At 61.4% G+C, this 16479-nt stretch carries 14 protein-coding genes and 1 tRNA gene; 12 read left to right on the top strand and 3 right to left on the bottom strand.

Going from position 1 to position 16479, the window contains the following annotated elements:
• Positions 1-9 precede the first annotated feature (9 nt).
• From sufC to MSKU9_RS06615, 6 genes are read left to right on the top strand one after another with little or no spacing between them, the layout of a single operon-like run.
• Positions 10-783 carry a Fe-S cluster assembly ATPase SufC gene (sufC, locus tag MSKU9_RS06640; RefSeq protein ID WP_141260532.1) on the top strand — a complete coding sequence of 258 codons (774 nt, stop codon included), beginning with the start codon at positions 10-12 and terminating at the stop codon, positions 781-783.
• Positions 780-2054 carry a Fe-S cluster assembly protein SufD gene (gene sufD / locus MSKU9_RS06635; protein WP_141260531.1) on the top strand — a complete coding sequence of 425 codons (1275 nt, stop codon included), beginning with the start codon at positions 780-782 and terminating at the stop codon, positions 2052-2054. Before sufC ends, sufD begins: the two co-directional genes overlap by 4 nt.
• On the top strand, positions 2054-3304 hold the full coding sequence (locus tag MSKU9_RS06630) for an aminotransferase class V-fold PLP-dependent enzyme (protein WP_141260760.1): 1251 nt from the start codon (positions 2054-2056) through the stop codon (positions 3302-3304). Before sufD ends, MSKU9_RS06630 begins: the two co-directional genes overlap by 1 nt.
• Before the next feature lie 13 nt (positions 3305-3317).
• On the top strand, positions 3318-3746 hold the full coding sequence (sufU, locus tag MSKU9_RS06625) for a Fe-S cluster assembly sulfur transfer protein SufU (RefSeq protein ID WP_141260530.1): 429 nt from the start codon (positions 3318-3320) through the stop codon (positions 3744-3746).
• A gap of 7 nt (positions 3747-3753) precedes the next feature.
• Positions 3754-4215, top strand: coding sequence for an SUF system Fe-S cluster assembly protein (locus tag MSKU9_RS06620; protein ID WP_141260529.1), 462 nt, complete (start codon positions 3754-3756; stop codon positions 4213-4215).
• Positions 4216-4237: 22 nt separating this feature from the next.
• Positions 4238-4618: a HesB/IscA family protein gene (locus MSKU9_RS06615; RefSeq protein ID WP_141260528.1), complete on the top strand. Its 381-nt coding sequence runs from the start codon at positions 4238-4240 to the stop codon at positions 4616-4618.
• 96 nt (positions 4619-4714) lie between these two features.
• Here the strand turns inward: MSKU9_RS06615 and MSKU9_RS06610 are convergent, their stop codons facing one another.
• From MSKU9_RS06610 to MSKU9_RS06600, 3 genes are all read right to left on the bottom strand, one after another.
• Positions 4715-5989: a class I SAM-dependent RNA methyltransferase gene (locus tag MSKU9_RS06610; protein WP_141260527.1), complete on the bottom strand. Its 1275-nt coding sequence runs from the start codon at positions 5987-5989 to the stop codon at positions 4715-4717.
• A gap of 29 nt (positions 5990-6018) precedes the next feature.
• Complete coding sequence (locus MSKU9_RS06605) at positions 6019-7593, bottom strand: DEAD/DEAH box helicase (RefSeq protein ID WP_141260526.1); 1575 nt, start codon at positions 7591-7593, stop codon at positions 6019-6021.
• A gap of 211 nt (positions 7594-7804) precedes the next feature.
• Positions 7805-8257 carry a CopD family protein gene (locus MSKU9_RS06600; RefSeq protein ID WP_141260525.1) on the bottom strand — a complete coding sequence of 151 codons (453 nt, stop codon included), beginning with the start codon at positions 8255-8257 and terminating at the stop codon, positions 7805-7807.
• Between the two features lie 137 nt (positions 8258-8394).
• Here MSKU9_RS06600 and MSKU9_RS06595 point away from each other — a divergent pair, with 137 nt between their 5' ends.
• The 6 genes from MSKU9_RS06595 to lon all read left to right on the top strand — a co-directional run bounded on the left by MSKU9_RS06595 (position 8395) and on the right by lon (position 16394).
• Complete coding sequence (locus MSKU9_RS06595; RefSeq protein ID WP_141260524.1) at positions 8395-9855, top strand: NAD(P)H-hydrate dehydratase; 1461 nt, start codon at positions 8395-8397, stop codon at positions 9853-9855.
• Between the two features lie 80 nt (positions 9856-9935).
• Positions 9936-10020: transfer RNA gene (locus tag MSKU9_RS06590), tRNA-Leu, on the top strand.
• Between the two features lie 95 nt (positions 10021-10115).
• Positions 10116-11453, top strand: coding sequence for a trigger factor (gene tig / locus MSKU9_RS06585; protein ID WP_141260523.1), 1338 nt, complete (start codon positions 10116-10118; stop codon positions 11451-11453).
• A gap of 263 nt (positions 11454-11716) precedes the next feature.
• Positions 11717-12352, top strand: a complete 636-nt coding sequence (locus MSKU9_RS06580; RefSeq protein WP_010506376.1) for an ATP-dependent Clp protease proteolytic subunit — start codon at positions 11717-11719, stop codon at positions 12350-12352.
• 131 nt (positions 12353-12483) lie between these two features.
• Positions 12484-13743, top strand: coding sequence for an ATP-dependent Clp protease ATP-binding subunit ClpX (gene clpX, locus MSKU9_RS06575; protein WP_025438914.1), 1260 nt, complete (start codon positions 12484-12486; stop codon positions 13741-13743).
• Between the two features lie 221 nt (positions 13744-13964).
• On the top strand, positions 13965-16394 hold the full coding sequence (gene lon, locus MSKU9_RS06570) for an endopeptidase La (protein WP_264371842.1): 2430 nt from the start codon (positions 13965-13967) through the stop codon (positions 16392-16394).
• Positions 16395-16479 lie beyond the last annotated feature (85 nt).

The raw sequence follows: 16479 nt of genomic DNA, 5'->3' as shown, positions 1-16479 counted from the left end.
TTCAAAGACGTGAGCAAGCAATTCGTAAGCATCAATGGCCTGTGCGCCCGCATTTCGGACGGGGAGACCCACAAGGAAATACTGCGTGGGGTCGATCTGGAAATCCCGGCGGGTGAAGTCCACGCCATCATGGGGCCGAATGGTTCGGGCAAGTCCACCCTGTCCTATGTGCTGGCCGGGCGCGAGGATTATGAAGTGACCGGCGGGGCCGCCACCTTCAAGGGGCAGGATCTGCTGGCGCTGGAACCGGAGGAACGCGCAGCCCTTGGCCTGTTCCTTGCGTTCCAGACGCCGGTCGAACTGCCGGGTGTGAACAACGCCAATTTCCTGCGCACCGCCGTCAACGCCGTGCGCCGCGCGCGCGGGCAGGAGGAACTGGACGCGGTGGCTTTCCTGAAAGCCGTGCGCAAGGAAACCAAGCACCTGTCCATGTCGGACGAGATGCTCAAGCGTAACGTCAATGTCGGCTTTTCCGGTGGGGAGAAGAAGCGCAACGAGGTGCTGCAGATGCGCATGCTCCAGCCATCCTTCGCCATTCTGGACGAAACGGACAGCGGACTGGACATTGATGCCCTGCGTATCGTGGCCGAAGGTGTGAACTCCCTGCGTTCGCCCGATTTTTCGGCGCTGGTCATCACCCATCACCAGCGGCTGCTGGACTATATCGTGCCCGATCGTATCCATGTAATGGCGAAGGGCCGCATCATCCACAGCGGTGGTCCCGAACTGGCCAAACAGCTTGAGGCGCAGGGTTACGCCCAGTTCCTGTCGGAGGCGGCGTGAACGCCATTGCACCGGTCGGGGTCAATGCTGCCACCTTTCTCGACCGGGGTGATGTAACGGGCAATGCCCAACGGCAGAAGGCCGCCGATTTCCTGCGCCATGTCGGCCTGCCCCGCACGGGTGTGGAGGCGTGGAAATATACATCCCTGCGGGCACTGGCTGACGTGCCGTTCACGGCCGCGCCGCAAGTGGTTGATGACAGAGCTGTCGATACCCTGCTGGCGGAGGTCGAAACCATTTCCGGTCTTGGCGCCGGGGCCAGCCGCGTCGTGTTCGTGAACGGATCGTTCGATGCCGGTCGTTCGCGCCTGCCAAAAGGCGTGCGGATTTCGACCCTGGCCGCAGGCATGCTACCCGATGACGGGATCGATCCGGCGGGTGATGTCACCACCGCGCTGAATACCGTCCTTGCGCGCGACGGGCTGGATCTGGTCGTGCCCGCGGGCGTGGATGGTGGCTGCCTGCTGCTGGTCAGTATTGGCCAGACGGGAGAGGCCGAGCCGGTTTCCTTCCACCCGCGCCACCGCATCGTGGTGGAAAAGGGCGGTCGTCTGGCGCTGCTGGATGCATCGGTCGGGCGGGGTCAGTACCTGCACAATCCGCTGTATGACATTACGGTGGCGGATGAAGGCTACCTGTCGCATGCCCGTATCCAGGCAGAAGGCAGGCAGGCGGTGCATCTGGCGGTCAGCCATGCCCGGGTTGCGGCGGCAGGTGTCTATGACAGTTTTACGCTTACGCTGGGGGCCAGCCTGTCACGGCATGAAGTGCATGCCGGGCTGACGCAGCCGGGGGCCAGCGTGCATGTCAATGGCGCGCAGCTTCTGTCCGGCCACCAGCATGGTGACCTGACCAGTGTGATCACCCATGCAGCACCGGACTGCGTGTCGCGCCAGACAATCAAGAATGTCCTGTCCGATCAGGCGCGTGGCGTGTTTCAGGGCAAGATCCTTGTCGAGCGTATTGCCCAGAAGACTGATGGGTACCAGATGAATCAGGCGCTTCTGCTGTCCGATGGCGCGGAAATCGACGCCAAGCCGGAACTGGAAATCTACGCTGATGACGTGAAGTGCAGTCATGGCGCCACCGTGGGCGCACTGGATGATGACCAGCTGTTTTACCTGCGCAGCCGTGGCATTCCCAATGCCGCCGCGCGCTCCATCCTGATCCGCGCCTTCCTGCATGATGTCGTGGACCAGATTGATGACCAGCGCCTGAAGGACAGCCTGAACCTTGCTGTAGAGGCATGGTGGACGCGGGAGGTCGCATGATGGACCAGACTGTAGCCAGCCGCACGGACGTCGCGGGCAGCCTGCGCCGTATCCGGGCCGATTTCCCGATCCTGTCGCAGAAGGTGCATGGCAGGGACCTTGTGTTCCTTGACAGCGCGGCTTCCGCGCAGAAGCCGCGGCAGGTCATTGACGCCATGGCCGATACCATGCGCACCCAGTACGCCAACATCCATCGCGGGCTGTACTGGATGAGCGAACGCACGACGGAAGCCTACGAAGCCGTGCGCGATCAGGTGGCGGCCTTCCTTGGCGCCAGCGCACGGGAGGAAATCGTATTCACCCGCAACAGCACCGAGGCGATCAACCTTGTCGCCCATTCATTCGGTTCCCTGCTGAAGCCGGGGCAGGTGGTTCTGGTGTCCGAAATGGAACACCATGCCAACCTCGTGCCATGGCAGATGCTGCGGGATCGCACGGGCGTTGAACTGCGCGTAACCCCCGTTACCGATGATGGCGCGCTGGACATGGACGCCCTGGCGCGCAACCTGTCCGACGGACGGGTGGCGCTGGTGGCGATCACCCACATGTCCAATGTGCTGGGTACGATCACGGATGCCCGCGCCATTGCCGACATGGCGCATGCGGCCGGTGCGAAAGTGCTGTTCGATGGCAGTCAGCTTGCCGTCCATCGTCGTGTGGACGTGCGCGCGCTGGACGCGGATTTCTACGTGGTGACCGGGCACAAGCTGTATGGCCCGACCGGCATTGGCGTGCTGTGGGCACGACGCGAGATCCTTGACGCCATGCCGCCCTTCCTTGGCGGTGGCGACATGATTTCCACCGTGTCGTTCGAACGGTCAACATGGGCCAGTGTCCCGCATAAATTCGAGGCAGGCACCCCCGCCATCATCGAGACCATTGGACTGGGCGCGGCCCTTGCCTATATCGAATCCATAGGGTTTGACGCGATCGGCGCACATGAGGAAGCCCTGACCACCCACGCGCTGCAGGCGCTGGGCAATGTCAGCGGACTGAAAGTGATCGGGACCGCGCCGGATCGTGGCGGGGTGATTTCGTTCACCATGGATGATGTCCATCCGCATGACATCGCTACCCTGCTGGACCGCAACGGCATCGCGGTGCGGGCGGGGCATCACTGTGCCGAGCCGCTCATGCACAGGCTGGGGGTTTCGGCCACCGCGCGGGCCAGTTTCGGCATCTACACCACGCCAGAGGAAATTGACTTCCTGGCCGCCACGCTGGAACAGATACGCGGCTTTTTTGTCTGATGGCGTGACAGTCATGACGCAGGATGATCTGTATCGCACCGTAGTGCTGGAACGGGCCAGAACTCCCCGGTATTCCGGCCCGCTGGCAGGTGCGCAGATGCAGGGGGAAGGGTCAAACCCCCTGTGTGGCGACCGGGTAAGGCTGCAGGCCAATGTCGATGTACAGGGCCGGGTTGCGGCATTACGGCATGAAACGCGGGGCTGCGCGATCTGTGCTGCGTCTGCTGATCTCATGGCGGAACGGGTGGTCGGGCAGGAACCTGCACGCGTCAGCCAGCTGCATGCGGACCTTGTTACGGCCGTTGAAACAGGTATAGCCCCCGAGGGCTTGGGTGAACTTTCGGCTTTTGCGCCATTGCACCGGCATCGTTCACGTATCCGCTGCGCGATGCTGCCATGGTCGGCGCTGATCGAAATGCTCAATGATGATAAAGACAGGTGAAAGTCCCATGGACGAGAAAAATCAGGTAGAGCCTGCCATCGGCATGGCAGAGGGAGCCGGGCATTTCTCCCTTGAGACCGAAGATACGCCCAGTCCCAAGGCCGAACCCGTATCAACGTGGACACCAGACGGGGAAAAGCCGGCTGATGCCGCAGCCAGTGGCAGCATGCCGGATGAGGACACGGTCATTGCTGCGATCGCTACGGTGTATGACCCGGAAATCCCGGTCAATATCTATGAACTTGGCCTGATTTACGCCATCGACCTGCATGAGGATGGATCGGTCAAGGTCGAAATGACACTGACAGCCCCAAATTGCCCCAGCGCGCAGGAACTGCCTGTACAGGTTAAGGAAGCGGTGGAAAAAATTGATATGGTCACCACTGCCACGGTGGAAATCGTGTGGGAGCCGCCATGGGACATGTCGCGTATGAGCGAAGATGCGCGCCTTGCCCTGAACATGTTCTGAACCCAGAAAAGGGGAACGTGCCATGACTGAACATAACGCTACGACTACTACTGCTGCCACCCCGCGCCGTGCCCTGCCGCCGCTTATGACCTTGACGGACCGGGCCGCGCAGCGGCTGGAAAAACTGTACCAGACCAATCATGCCGGGCATCTGCTGCGCATTGCCATTTCAACCAAGGGCTGTTCTGGCCATGCCTATGACATGAGCTTTGTTGAACAGGCCGGTCCGGGTGACGAAGTGGTGGTGGACAAGGGAGTTACCCTGCTGGTGGACCGCAAGGCGACGCTGTTCCTGATCGGGTCGGTGATGGATTATGAGGTCAAGCAGCTTGAATCCGGCTTCACCTTCAGCAATCCCAATGAAAAGGGCCGCTGCGGCTGCGGGGAAAGCTTTCACGTCTGATATTGAAAACTAGACAGGCTTCAGGGCGCCGCCTTTTCCAAAAAAGGCGGCGTTCTTCAAAGCTTTCTGAAAAAAGCTTCCTTAAAAATCCTGCTTTTACCGCCGGTTACGGCGGTTTTTTCCTGGCAGGGTCAGCACGCAGACTGATTCGACTTCCGCTGACCACAGGAACTGGTCAATGACCGTGATACTATCCAGCCGGTAGCCCGCCTGGCGCAACGGTGTCAGATCCCGTTGCAGGGCAACGGGATTGCAACTGACATAGATGACGCATGGTGGCTTTCCTGCCACAATCTGGGCGATCTGCGCACCGGCTCCCGCATGGGGTGGGTCCAGCACGACCGCCGCTGCCTTTGCCAGATCAGTCGCCATGACTGGCTGGCGGTTCAGGTCTCGCTGCGCAGGCAGGACGCGTGTGCCGCCACTGGCCTGTTTCAGGCAGGCAAAGGCGGCGCGATCGCCTTCATAGGCATGGACCTTGGCCTGTTCAGCCAGTGCGAAGGACAGCGTGCCGCAGCCCGCGTATAATTCGATAATACCCGCCTTCAGCCCCTTGCGTGGCAGGCCCGCAAGGACCGCCGCCTTGATAAAGGCAGCCCCCCTCCGCGCGGGTTGCAGGAAAGCGCCCGGCGGAGGCATCACGCGCACGTCATCAAAATGATGGAAGACCGGCCCGGTCAGGGCCAGTGTCTCCGGTGGGCGGGCCTGTAGTGAAATACGTGGGACGCCATGCGCCTTGCCAAACTGGGCAAGGATACGCCGGTCATTGGGGTCTGGCGTGCCGTCCATCGTAATCAGCAGATCGGGACCACTATCCAGAAGATTGATCTGGATATCACCTCCCGTATGTACGGCCGGCAGCGAATGCAGCATGGCGCGTAATGGTGTCAGCAGGTCGAAAAGCGTGGGGTCGAGCAGCGTGCACTCGGTCATGTCCACAACATCGCCGCGACGGCGGTGCAGTCCCAGCACGATCTCTTTCCCGACCCGGCGGAAGGCCAGATCGACCCGGCGCCTGGCATGTGGGCTGACCTGATGGGCCTGCGGTGTGGGAATGGCGTCAAACCCAACCCGTTGCAGGGAGTCGAGCACCCGGCCCGTTTTCCAGTCCAGCAGGGCCGGTAATGCCATGTTCTGAATCCGGCAGCCACCACAGCGGCCGAACAGGGAACAGGGGGCGGCCACGCGATCGACCCCGGGTATCACCACGCGGTCAAGCGTGCCGTGCGTGCCGTTCTGGTCCACCAGCAGGATTTCATCACCCGGCACCGTGCCGGGTACGAATATCCGCCCCTCCGGGGTCTGGGCTATGCCATCCCCATCATTGCCGAGCGCCACCACCCGGATGGCATTCGCCACTGCGTTTTCCATTCCCTGTTATCGCCTGAAGGGCAGAGTACTTATTCGTCGGCCGGAATGACGGATTTTTCACGGCGCGGCAGCTGCATGAAGGCCGGCACGTCATTGCCAAAGCCAGTAACCGGCTGATCTGGCGCGGACGGTAGCAAGCCCGAGTCGCGACGCGTGGAAGTGGAGGCGCCGCCTGCATTGCCACCCTGCGCCCTGCGCGATTTGCGTGGGGCAGGAATCGCTTCCTCGGCGACCGCAGGGGGAGCAGGAACCGCCTGCTGCGGGGCAGGGGCTGCCGCATTGCCCTTGCGGGCGGACTTGCGGCGGCCATTGGCGGCGCGGGGTTCGTCCGACCATTCCAGCGTTTCCACGCCGGGGATTTCGATTCGGGGAATGGGCTTGCCTGTCAGTTTCTCGATGGCCTGGACCAGCGCTTCTTCATCCGGCGTGGCCAGGGTATAGGCATGCCCGGTACGGCCAGCGCGGCCGGTACGGCCGATTCGGTGGACGTAATCCTCAGCATGGAACGGTACGTCAAAATTGAACACATGCGACAGGCCGCCAATGTCGATCCCACGCGCCGCGATGTCGGAACAGACCAGAATCTTCAGTTCGCCGCTCTTGAATGCTTCAAGTGTCGAGAAACGCAGCGACTGCGCCAGGTCACCATGCAGGGGCCCTGCGGAAAAACCATGTTTTATCAGTGATTTGCACAGTACATCGACATCACGCTTGCGGTTGCAGAACACAATGGCGTTCTGCATGTCCGACGCACGCAGCAGCTTGCGCAGCGCGCGGCGCTTTTCCTTGGCGTCGACAATGGCCAGTCCCGTCTCGATCGTCGAGGCGACGGAGGAGGGACGGCTGACCGTAATTTCCTTGGGATTGCGCAGGAACATGTCCGCCAGCCTGCGGATTTCCGGCGCCATGGTGGCGGAGAAGAACATGGTCTGGCGCAGCGGCGACAGCATGCCCACGATCTTCTCGATATCGGGAATGAAGCCCATGTCCAGCATGCGGTCCGCTTCGTCGATCACCAGCAGCTTGGTCTGGGTCAGCAGCAGGCCTCCGCGTTCAAACAGGTCGATCAGCCGCCCGGGTGTAGCGATCAGCACGTCAACACCGCGGTTCAGCACTTCCTTCTGTTCGGCCATGCTTTCGCCGCCAATCAGCAGTGCATGGGTCAGCTTGAGGTGCTTGCCGTAATTGACGAAGTTTTCCGCGACCTGCAACGCGAGTTCACGTGTGGGTTCAAGGATGAGCGAACGCGGCATCCGTGCCCGCGCCCGTGACCCGGACAGGATTTCCAGCATGGGCAGGGTGAAGGATGCGGTCTTGCCGGTTCCGGTCTGCGCCACACCCAGAACGTCGCGCCCCATCAGTACATACGGGATGGCCTGTGCCTGGATGGGGGTGGGATGACGGTATCCCATCTCATCAATCGCCTGCTGGATGGGTTCGGACAGGCCAAGTTCGGAAAACAGGGGCTGTGCTTCCTGTTCTGCGGCGTCTGCCGGTGCAGAGGTGTCAGTGGGGGCAACCCCGTCCGTGCTTGCGGCGGAGGCTGGGGCTGCCGCCTTTTTTGCGGAGCGGGCCGGGGCGGAGGACGTTTTTTTGGCGCTCAAATTACTCTCGAACGTATCAGCAGATGAATATGGCCCCGTCCGATTGCCACCGTGTCGCGCTGTATCAGGCTGCCGTCCCTGATGTACCTGCAGCAATGCAGGGAAGGGGAGTGCGGCATGTTCGGGGTCAGACCCCTGATGTGCCACATTCCCTGTGCCTACCCATATCCGCAATGGAAATCAAGGGGACGTGAGGGGGACGTCCATATTTTCAGAACGGATGGGCAAGGCAGCCACAGATGATGGTCAGCACGCCGATTCCGGTGTTGAGCATGACCAGCGAACGGATCGAGTCGAATGTACCCTGCTGCGGGCGCAGCGCGCGGCGCGCCTTCTGGTAGGGGCCAAAATAGATGCGGGCGAATATGCCGGCCATGATCAGTCCGAACAGCTGCATGAGGTTGATCGGCCATGGCACCACCGCAAAGCCGCCATCGTGATAAATCAGGAGCCAGCCCGTAATCAGCACCGTTGGCATGGTATGCCATACAATACGGAAAAAACGGTTGAGCGTCTGCAGGTGGACTGAGGCGCGCTGCGTTCCATCCAGCAGGCTGAGGCTGGGCTTGAGCACGAAGGCCGCATAGATCATGCCGCCGACCCAGGCCGCCATGCCGGTTATGTGGAGTGCGAGCACAAGGCTCCAGACTATGGAATAGGACATGACGCCTCCTTGCGGGGGTGGATGGGTAAAAAACGATCCGTGCCATGCGGCGGGATACGGAATGCTTGTTTCCCCATTCCTGTATCATGCGCAAGACCGGTCACGCAGCCAAAGTTGCCGAAAGGGGGAAGGACATCATGACCATGGATGAAACAGCACATAGGGGCGTGCGCCACCTTCTGCTGCCCGCACCCGATGAAATGGGGCGGATTGACGCCGCCGCTGCCCGCCACGTGCCGGTGGCCGTGCTGATGGAAAACGCGGGCCGGGCCGTGGCCCGCGCCATCAGGCGGCACATGCGTCCGTGCCGCGTGCTGGTGCTGTGTGGTCCGGGCAATAATGGTGGCGACGGTTACGTGACCGCGCGCAGGCTGGCGGAGGAAGGCTGGCCGGTATCGGTCGCGGAAATGGCGCCTCCGCATCCCGGCGGCGACGCGGCCGCTGCCGCAGCACGGTGGCGCGGGCCGGTCGTGGCGTTCACGCCTGAAAATGCCGCCGGTTTTGACCTGGTGGTCGATGCCGTGTTTGGCGCGGGGCTGAGCCGGGATATCGGCCCGGACGTGGCGGACGTGCTGAAGGCGGCTTCCCGTCTGGTTGCCATAGACATGCCAACAGGCGTGGACGGGGCGACGGGGGCGGTCCGGGGATACGCGCCACAGGTGGAAATGACGGTCACGTTCTGCAGGCTTAAGCCCGGTCATCTGCTGCTGCCGGGCCATACGCTGTGTGGCCGGACCGTGCTGACGGATATCGGTATCGGGGAAGATGCCGTGGCATCGGTGCCGATTCGTACATGGCATAACGAACCGGGTCTGTGGCGTACGCCTGCATGCGGGCCGACCAGCTATAAATACAGCCGTGGCGTTGTCAGTATATGTGGCGGGCGTGAAATGCCGGGTGCGGCCCGTCTGTCGGCAGCGGGCGCACGGGGGGCAGGTGCGGGGCTCGTGCGGCTGGCGGTGGGAGACAGCGCGGAAGTATACCGCATGACCGCGCCGCCGGGGCTGATCGTGGATTCCGGCGCGCTGGACGGGTTGCTGCAGGATTCGCGCCGACATGTATGGGTCTGTGGTCCCGGCCTGTCGGTGGATGAGGTGGCGGCAACCTTTCCCGCACTGGTGCGCGCGGGCCGGGACGTGATTGCCGATGCCGGGGCGTTCACCATGGCGGCGGGGCAGCCTGACCGGCTGAAGGGGGCTGCCATCATCACCCCGCATATCGGCGAGTTTTCGCGCGTTTTCGGCAAGCCGGGGCCAGACCGCGTGGCGGCGGCGCGGCAGGCTGCGGCGCGGACAGGGGCGGTGACCGTCATGAAGGGGCCGGACACCATCATCGCCAGCCCCGACGGGCGGGTCGCGATCAACAGCCATGCCACTCCCATGCTGGGCACGGCGGGGTCGGGCGATACGCTGACGGGAATCATCGCGGCCCTGCTGGCGGCGGGCATGCCACGCTGGGATGCAGCCTGTGCAGGGGTATGGATGCATGGCGATGCGGCGCTGCATGCCGGGGAATGGCCGGTAGCCGAGGATTTTGACCGCCATCTGGGGATGGCAAGGGCGCGGGCGGAAGCCATGGCAAAAAAAGTTTTAGGCTGAAAACGCCATTCGGGTCGCGTGGGATATTGCCCCGTGGCCAATGGTGCGCTAAAGCCCCGCGCTTACAGCCTGGGCACAGTGCGGGCGTGGTGGAATTGGCAGACACGCCAGATTTAGGTTCTGGTGACGCAAGTCGTGGGGGTTCAAGTCCCTCCGCCCGTACCAAGATCCCGGCAAGTCGCGTTATGCGAGCAGACGTGGTGGCCAGACCGGCCTATTGCGTTCTTTGACACGTTCTGACCGAGAGGATGGCCTGGCAGATGCAGGTTACTGAAACGCTTTCCGATGGCCTGAAGCGCGGGTTTACCGTTACGGTGCCTGCCGCGGAAATCGAGAGCAAGCGCACCGCGCGCCTGAAAGAAGTTGGACAGTCCATGAAGCTGCCGGGCTTCCGCCCCGGAAAGGTGCCGATGAGCATCCTGCAGCAGCGTTTTGGTGAATCTGTTCAGGGCGAGGTCCTGGAGCAGGTTGTAAGTGAAGCAACCCGCACCCTGCTGGATGAGCGCGGCCTGCGCCCGGCCATGCAGCCCAAGGTTGACCTGGTTTCCGGCAGCGAGCCGGGCAGCAGGGAAGACCTGAAGTTCACGGTCGAGTTCGAGGTCCTTCCCGAAATCACCATCCCCGACCTGTCCGACCTGTCGCTCGTGCGTCTCAAGTCAGAAGTGAACGCCGAGACCGTGGACAAGGCCCTGACGGAAATCGCCAGCCGCCAGCGTGAGTTCGAAAAGGTCGAGGAAGACCGTCCCGCCGCCAATGGCGATGTGGCCGTTGTCGACTTCGTGGGCAAGGTCGATGGCACGGCGTTCGAAGGCGGGTCCGCTGACGACGTCAGCGTCGAACTGGGTGGCGCAGGCTTCATCCCCGGCTTCGCCGAGCAGATCGAGGGCATGAAGGCCGGTGACGAAAAGGTGATCACCGTGACCTTCCCCGCCGATTATGGCGCGGAACATCTGGCGGGCAAGGAAGCCACCTTCGACATCAAGCTCAAGGAACTCCGCCGTCCGGTCGAGGCCAAGATTGATGATGAACTGGCCAAGAAGCTCGGCTTCGACGGGCTGGAGCAGGTGCGTGAACTGATCTCCAAGCAGGTTGGTCAGGAATACGAACAGCTGTCCCGCCTGCGCCTGAAGCGCGAACTGCTGGACAAGCTGGCGGAAAAGACCGATTTCGAAGCTCCTCCGGGCATGGTTGACGCCGAATTCGCCCAGATCTGGAACCGCATCGAGGAAGACCGCAAGGCCGGTCGCCTGGATGAGGAAGACAAGGACAAGGACGAGGACACGCTGCGCGCCGACTATCGCAAGATCGCCGAACGCCGCGTGAAGCTGGGCCTGCTGCTGGCGGAAATCGGTCGTGTGAACAACATCACCGTAACGCAGGAAGAAATCGTGCACGCGGTGCGCGCCGAAGCCTCGCGCTATCCCGGTCAGGAACAGGCCGTGTTCGAGTACTTCTCCAAGAACCCGCAGGCCGTTGACAGCCTGCGTGGCCCGATCTTTGAAAACAAGGTCATCGACTACATCGTCGAGCTTGCGAAGGTCGAGGACAAGGAAGTGACGCCGGAAGAGCTGGCTGAAATGCCGGAAGCTGACGTCTGATCCGCTTTCGCGACATAGGTAGCGCATACGGCGCGCGGAAGGGGACTTCCGCGCGCCGTATGTGTTTGCGGACAGGTGAACACGTACAGTTTGTCACCCCCGATCATGGCAAAATGACAGGGGTGGGGTGGTATCTGGCGTGTTTGTCTCTATTTTGTCATAAGTAACCGGGAAGGGTCCGGCTGCGCCCGCGTTGTCCGCGCATCTTTTGCCGGTGATCGTGCGCAGGACGGGGCCTTGCTTTTCAGGACGGGAATATGGCTATGAGGGATCGGGATCCCGTAGAGATCTTCAATAACGCTCTGGTGCCCATGGTGGTGGAGCAGACCTCCCGCGGGGAACGGGCATTCGACATCTATTCCCGCCTTCTGCAGGAACGGATCATCTTTCTGACCGGACCGGTCTATGACCAGGTTTCCGCCCTTGTGTCGGCGCAGCTGCTTTATCTGGAAAGCGTGAACCCGAGCAAGGAAATCTCGTTCTACATCAACAGCCCCGGTGGCGTGGTGTCGGCGGGACTGGCGATTTACGACACCATGCAGTACATCCGCTGCCCCGTCAGCACGGTGTGCATCGGGCAGGCGGCATCCATGGGGTCGCTGCTGCTGGCCGGTGGGGAAAAGGGGCGGCGATTCGCCCTGCCCAATTCCCGTGTCATGGTGCACCAGCCATCCGGTGGCGCGCAGGGACAGGCCAGCGACATCGAGATCCAGGCGCAGGAAATCCTGACCATCCGCAAGCGCCTGAACGAGATTTACAAGGAGCATACCGGCCGCACGCTTGAGGAAATTGAGCAGAAGCTGGAACGCGACAGCTACATGTCGGCGGAAGAAGCGCAGGCATTCGGTATTGTGGATGAAGTGGTCCGTCGTAACGTTGCATCAAAACCTGCGGAGTAATCTGCAAAAGGAAGCGCGCGCGCAGGTGCGCTTCCTGCCCCTGTGGGTGAAAATCACCTGCGGCGTGCCGTGCCCCCGTGGCCCGGCCGCAAGGTATGGAGAAGTTCCCCCGCGTGGGAATAGGAGCGGTTATGAATAACAAATCCGGCGATTCCAAAAATACGCTTTACTGCTCGTTCTGCGGCAAGTCGCAGCACGAGGTCCGCAAACTGATCGCCGGTCCCACCGTGTTCATTTGCGATGAATGCGTCGAATTGTGCATGGATATCATCCGTGAGGAACACAAGACGCATCTGGTCAAATCACGCGATGGCGTGCCAACGCCGCGGGAAATCTGCAAGATTCTGGATGACTATGTCATCGGGCAGGGACACGCGAAAAAGGTGCTGTCGGTTGCGGTGCATAACCATTACAAGCGCCTGGCCCATGCCCAGAAGAACAATGATGTCGAGATCGCGAAATCCAACATCATGCTGATCGGGCCAACGGGGTCGGGCAAGACCCTGCTGGCGCAGACGCTGGCCCGCATCCTTGACGTGCCCTTCACCATGGCCGACGCCACGACCCTGACCGAAGCCGGTTACGTGGGCGAGGACGTGGAGAACATCATTCTCAAGCTGCTGCAGGCCGCCGACTATAATGTGGAGAAGGCGCAGCGCGGCATCGTCTATATCGATGAGATCGACAAGATTTCGCGCAAGTCGGACAATCCCTCCATTACCCGCGACGTCAGTGGCGAAGGCGTGCAGCAGGCGCTGCTGAAGATCATGGAAGGCACCGTCGCCTCCGTGCCGCCGCAGGGCGGGCGCAAGCATCCGCAGCAGGAATTCCTGCAGGTCGATACCACCAACATGCTGTTCATCTGTGGCGGTGCCTTTGCCGGCCTGGACAAGATCATCAGCGCGCGTGGCAAGGGGTCGGGCATCGGGTTCGGCGCGGATGTGCAGTCGCCTGACGAACGCCGGATGGGTGCGGTGCTGCGTGACGTGGAGCCTGAGGATCTGCTGAAATTCGGGCTGATCCCCGAATTCATCGGTCGTCTGCCCGTTGTCGCGACGCTGGAGGATCTGGATGAGGCAGCCCTGATCGAGATCCTGACCAAGCCCAAGAACGCGCTGGTCAAGCAGTACGCGCGCCTGTTCCAGATGGAAGACGTGCAGTTGACCTTTACCGAAGACGCATTGCGTCAGGTGGCCCAGCGCGCCATCGCGCGGCGTACCGGTGCGCGTGGCCTGCGCGCCATTCTGGAAAGCATCCTGCTGTCGACCATGTTCGAACTTCCCGGTCTGAAAAACGTCGAGGAAATCGTGGTCAATAAGGAAGTGGCCGAAGGCAAGGCACAGCCTGTCTATGTGTATGGGAAGAATCAGCCAGCCGAACAGTCTGCCTGACGACTGGGCCGGTTTACGCCGAAATGCCATCGCCGGACTTGTGGTGATGGCGCGTCGTGACAACATGAAGTGAAGTTGTCGCATATGCGGCGCGACGGATGGGCAGGCCGCAATGTTCGGGTGCCCGTCCGGGATCGTCCATCAGGAGGTCAAAAAATAACATGTCTGAAACTGACAGGCTGAATCCCGTCCCCGACGGGACGGAAAAGACGGACAACAACATGGTAGCCAATCCGCCCCCCGCCCAGCGTGAGACGGAAGAAACGGCCAGCGCGCATGATACGATCGCGGTGCTGCCCCTGCGGGATATTGTCGTTTTCCCGCACATGATCGTGCCGCTGTTCGTGGGACGTGAAAAATCCGTGCGCGCGCTGGAAGCCGTAACGCGTAGCGACAAGCAGATCCTGCTGGTCGCGCAGAAGAACGCGGCACAGGACGACCCGACGCCCGACGATATCTATCGCTACGGCACCGTGTCCACCATCCTGCAGTTGCTCAAGCTGCCCGATGGTACGGTAAAGGTGCTGGTCGAAGGCGGCCGTCGCGCCCACATCACCGCCCTGCATGAGATCGATGGCCATTTCGAGGCCGAGATCGAGGACGTGCCGGAACAGGAAACCGACGGCAAGGAAGCCGAGGCCATTGGCCGTACGCTGATCGGCCAGTTCGAGCAGTACATCAAGCTGAACAAGAAGATCGCGCCAGAGGTGCTGGTCTCGCTCAACCAGATTGATGACCTGTCCAAGCTGGCGGATACCATTGCCAGCCATCTGAACCTGAAGATTCCCGAAAAGCAGGAAATCCTTGAAATCCAGGACGTGAATGCGCGTCTGGAGCGGGTTTTCGCGCATATGGAAGCCGAAATCGGCGTGTTGCAGGTGGAAAAGCGCATCCGCAATCGCGTGAAGCGGCAGATGGAAAAAACGCAGCGTGAGTACTACCTGAACGAACAGCTGAAGGCGATTCAGAAGGAACTGGGCGAAGGTGAGGACGGCAAGGACGAAACCGCCGAGCTTGAGGAAAAGATCGCCAAGACCAAGCTGAGCAAGGAAGCCCGCGAGAAGGCGGTGGCCGAGCTGAAGAAGCTGCGGACCATGAGTCCGATGTCCGCCGAATCGACGGTGGTGCGCAACTACCTTGACTGGATCCTTGGTATCCCGTGGAAAAAGCGTTCCAAGGTGCGCCATGATCTGTCGGAGGCCCAGAAGGTCCTCGATACCGACCATTATGGTCTGGAGAAGGTCAAGGAACGCATCATCGAATACCTGGCTGTGCAGAGTCGCGCGCAGAAGCTGAAGGGGCCGATCCTGTGTCTGGTGGGACCGCCGGGCGTGGGCAAGACCTCGCTGGCCAAATCCATCGCCAAGGCGACGGGGCGGCAGTATGTCCGCATGTCGCTGGGCGGCATGCGTGACGAAGCCGAGATCCGTGGCCATCGCCGCACCTATATCGGTTCCATGCCAGGCAAGATCATTCAGGGGATGAAGAAGGCCAAGACCTCGAATCCGCTGTTCCTGCTGGATGAAATCGACAAGCTGGGTGCTGACTGGCGCGGTGACCCGTCTTCCGCCCTGCTGGAGGTGCTGGACCCGGAGCAGAATTCGACCTTTGGCGATCACTATCTGGAAGTCGATTATGACCTGTCGGATGTGATGTTCATCACGACGGCCAACAGCCTGAACATGCCCCAGCCCCTGCTGGACCGCATGGAGATCATCCGTCTGTCCGGTTATACGGAAGATGAGAAGGTCGAGATCGCCAAGCGCCACCTGCTGTCCAAGCAGACGGCAGCGAACAACCTGAAGCCCGGCGAATGGTCGGTGTCGGATGATGCACTGCGCGAACTGATCCGTAGCTACACCCGTGAAGCAGGCGTGCGTAACCTTGAACGTGAAATCGCGACCCTTGCACGCAAGGCCGTGACCGAAATCGTGACAGGCAAGGCGAAGACCGTGGAGATTACGGCTGAAAACCTTGAAAAATATGCGGGCGTGAAGCGCTTCCGCCATGGCGAGACCGAGTCGGAAGACATGGTCGGAGTCGTGACCGGGCTGGCATGGACCGAGGTGGGCGGCGAAATCCTGACCATCGAAAGTGTGATGGTGCCCGGCAAGGGCAACATCAAGCTGACCGGCAAGCTGGGCGACGTGATGAAGGAAAGTGTCGCCGCGGCCCTGTCCTATGTCCGCAGCCGCGCCGTGACGTTTGGAATCAGTCCCGACCTGTTTGAAAAGCGTGACCTGCATGTGCACGTGCCCGAAGGGGCTACGCCGAAGGACGGTCCGTCCGCCGGTATCGCCATGGCGACGTCCATCGTCAGCGTGATGACGGGCATCCCGGTGCGCCGCGATGTGGGCATGACGGGTGAAATCACGCTGCGTGGCCGTGTCCTGCCCATTGGCGGGCTTAAGGAAAAGCTGCTGGCTGCCCACCGTGCAGGTCTGACCACCATCTTCATTCCCAAGGATAACGAGAAGGACCTGGTGGATATTCCCGAAGTCGTGACACAGGCCATGACCATCCTGCCGGTCTCGCATGTGGATGAGGTGATCGGGCAGGCGTTGGTACATAAGCCCGAACCGATTGAATGGACGGAGCCTGTGGCATCTGGCACCAAGGAAGACACGGCAACCCCCGCATTGACGCATTAAGGCAGGGGTGCAGGGTCGCAAAATTGTCATGAAGGGGGGGAATGACGGAATTTCTCTGTCATTCCCCGAATTCTGTCGGTTGACG

It is taken from the genome of Komagataeibacter diospyri, from assembly GCF_006538165.1.
GTDB classification, from domain to species: domain Bacteria; phylum Pseudomonadota; class Alphaproteobacteria; order Acetobacterales; family Acetobacteraceae; genus Komagataeibacter; species Komagataeibacter diospyri.
The sequence above is the reverse complement of the archived record's forward strand: the minus strand, read 5'-3'. Positions and strand labels throughout refer to the sequence as shown.

Bases quoted from the DNA above. Each gene is read 5' to 3' on its own strand.
- MSKU9_RS06630 (WP_141260760.1), top strand. From the start codon at position 2,054: ATGGACCAGACTGTAGCCAGCCGCACGGACGTCGCGGGCAGCCTGCGC.
- sufU (WP_141260530.1), top strand. From the start codon at position 3,318: ATGACGCAGGATGATCTGTATCGCACCGTAGTGCTGGAACGGGCCAGA.
- MSKU9_RS06620 (WP_141260529.1), top strand. From the start codon at position 3,754: ATGGACGAGAAAAATCAGGTAGAGCCTGCCATCGGCATGGCAGAGGGA.
- MSKU9_RS06615 (WP_141260528.1), top strand. From the start codon at position 4,238: ATGACTGAACATAACGCTACGACTACTACTGCTGCCACCCCGCGCCGT.
- MSKU9_RS06610 (WP_141260527.1), bottom strand. From the start codon at position 5,989: ATGGAAAACGCAGTGGCGAATGCCATCCGGGTGGTGGCGCTCGGCAAT.
- MSKU9_RS06600 (WP_141260525.1), bottom strand. From the start codon at position 8,257: ATGTCCTATTCCATAGTCTGGAGCCTTGTGCTCGCACTCCACATAACC.
- MSKU9_RS06595 (WP_141260524.1), top strand. From the start codon at position 8,395: ATGACCATGGATGAAACAGCACATAGGGGCGTGCGCCACCTTCTGCTG.
- tig (WP_141260523.1), top strand. From the start codon at position 10,116: ATGCAGGTTACTGAAACGCTTTCCGATGGCCTGAAGCGCGGGTTTACC.
- MSKU9_RS06580 (WP_010506376.1), top strand. From the start codon at position 11,717: ATGAGGGATCGGGATCCCGTAGAGATCTTCAATAACGCTCTGGTGCCC.
- clpX (WP_025438914.1), top strand. From the start codon at position 12,484: ATGAATAACAAATCCGGCGATTCCAAAAATACGCTTTACTGCTCGTTC.
- lon (WP_264371842.1), top strand. From the start codon at position 13,965: ATGGTAGCCAATCCGCCCCCCGCCCAGCGTGAGACGGAAGAAACGGCC.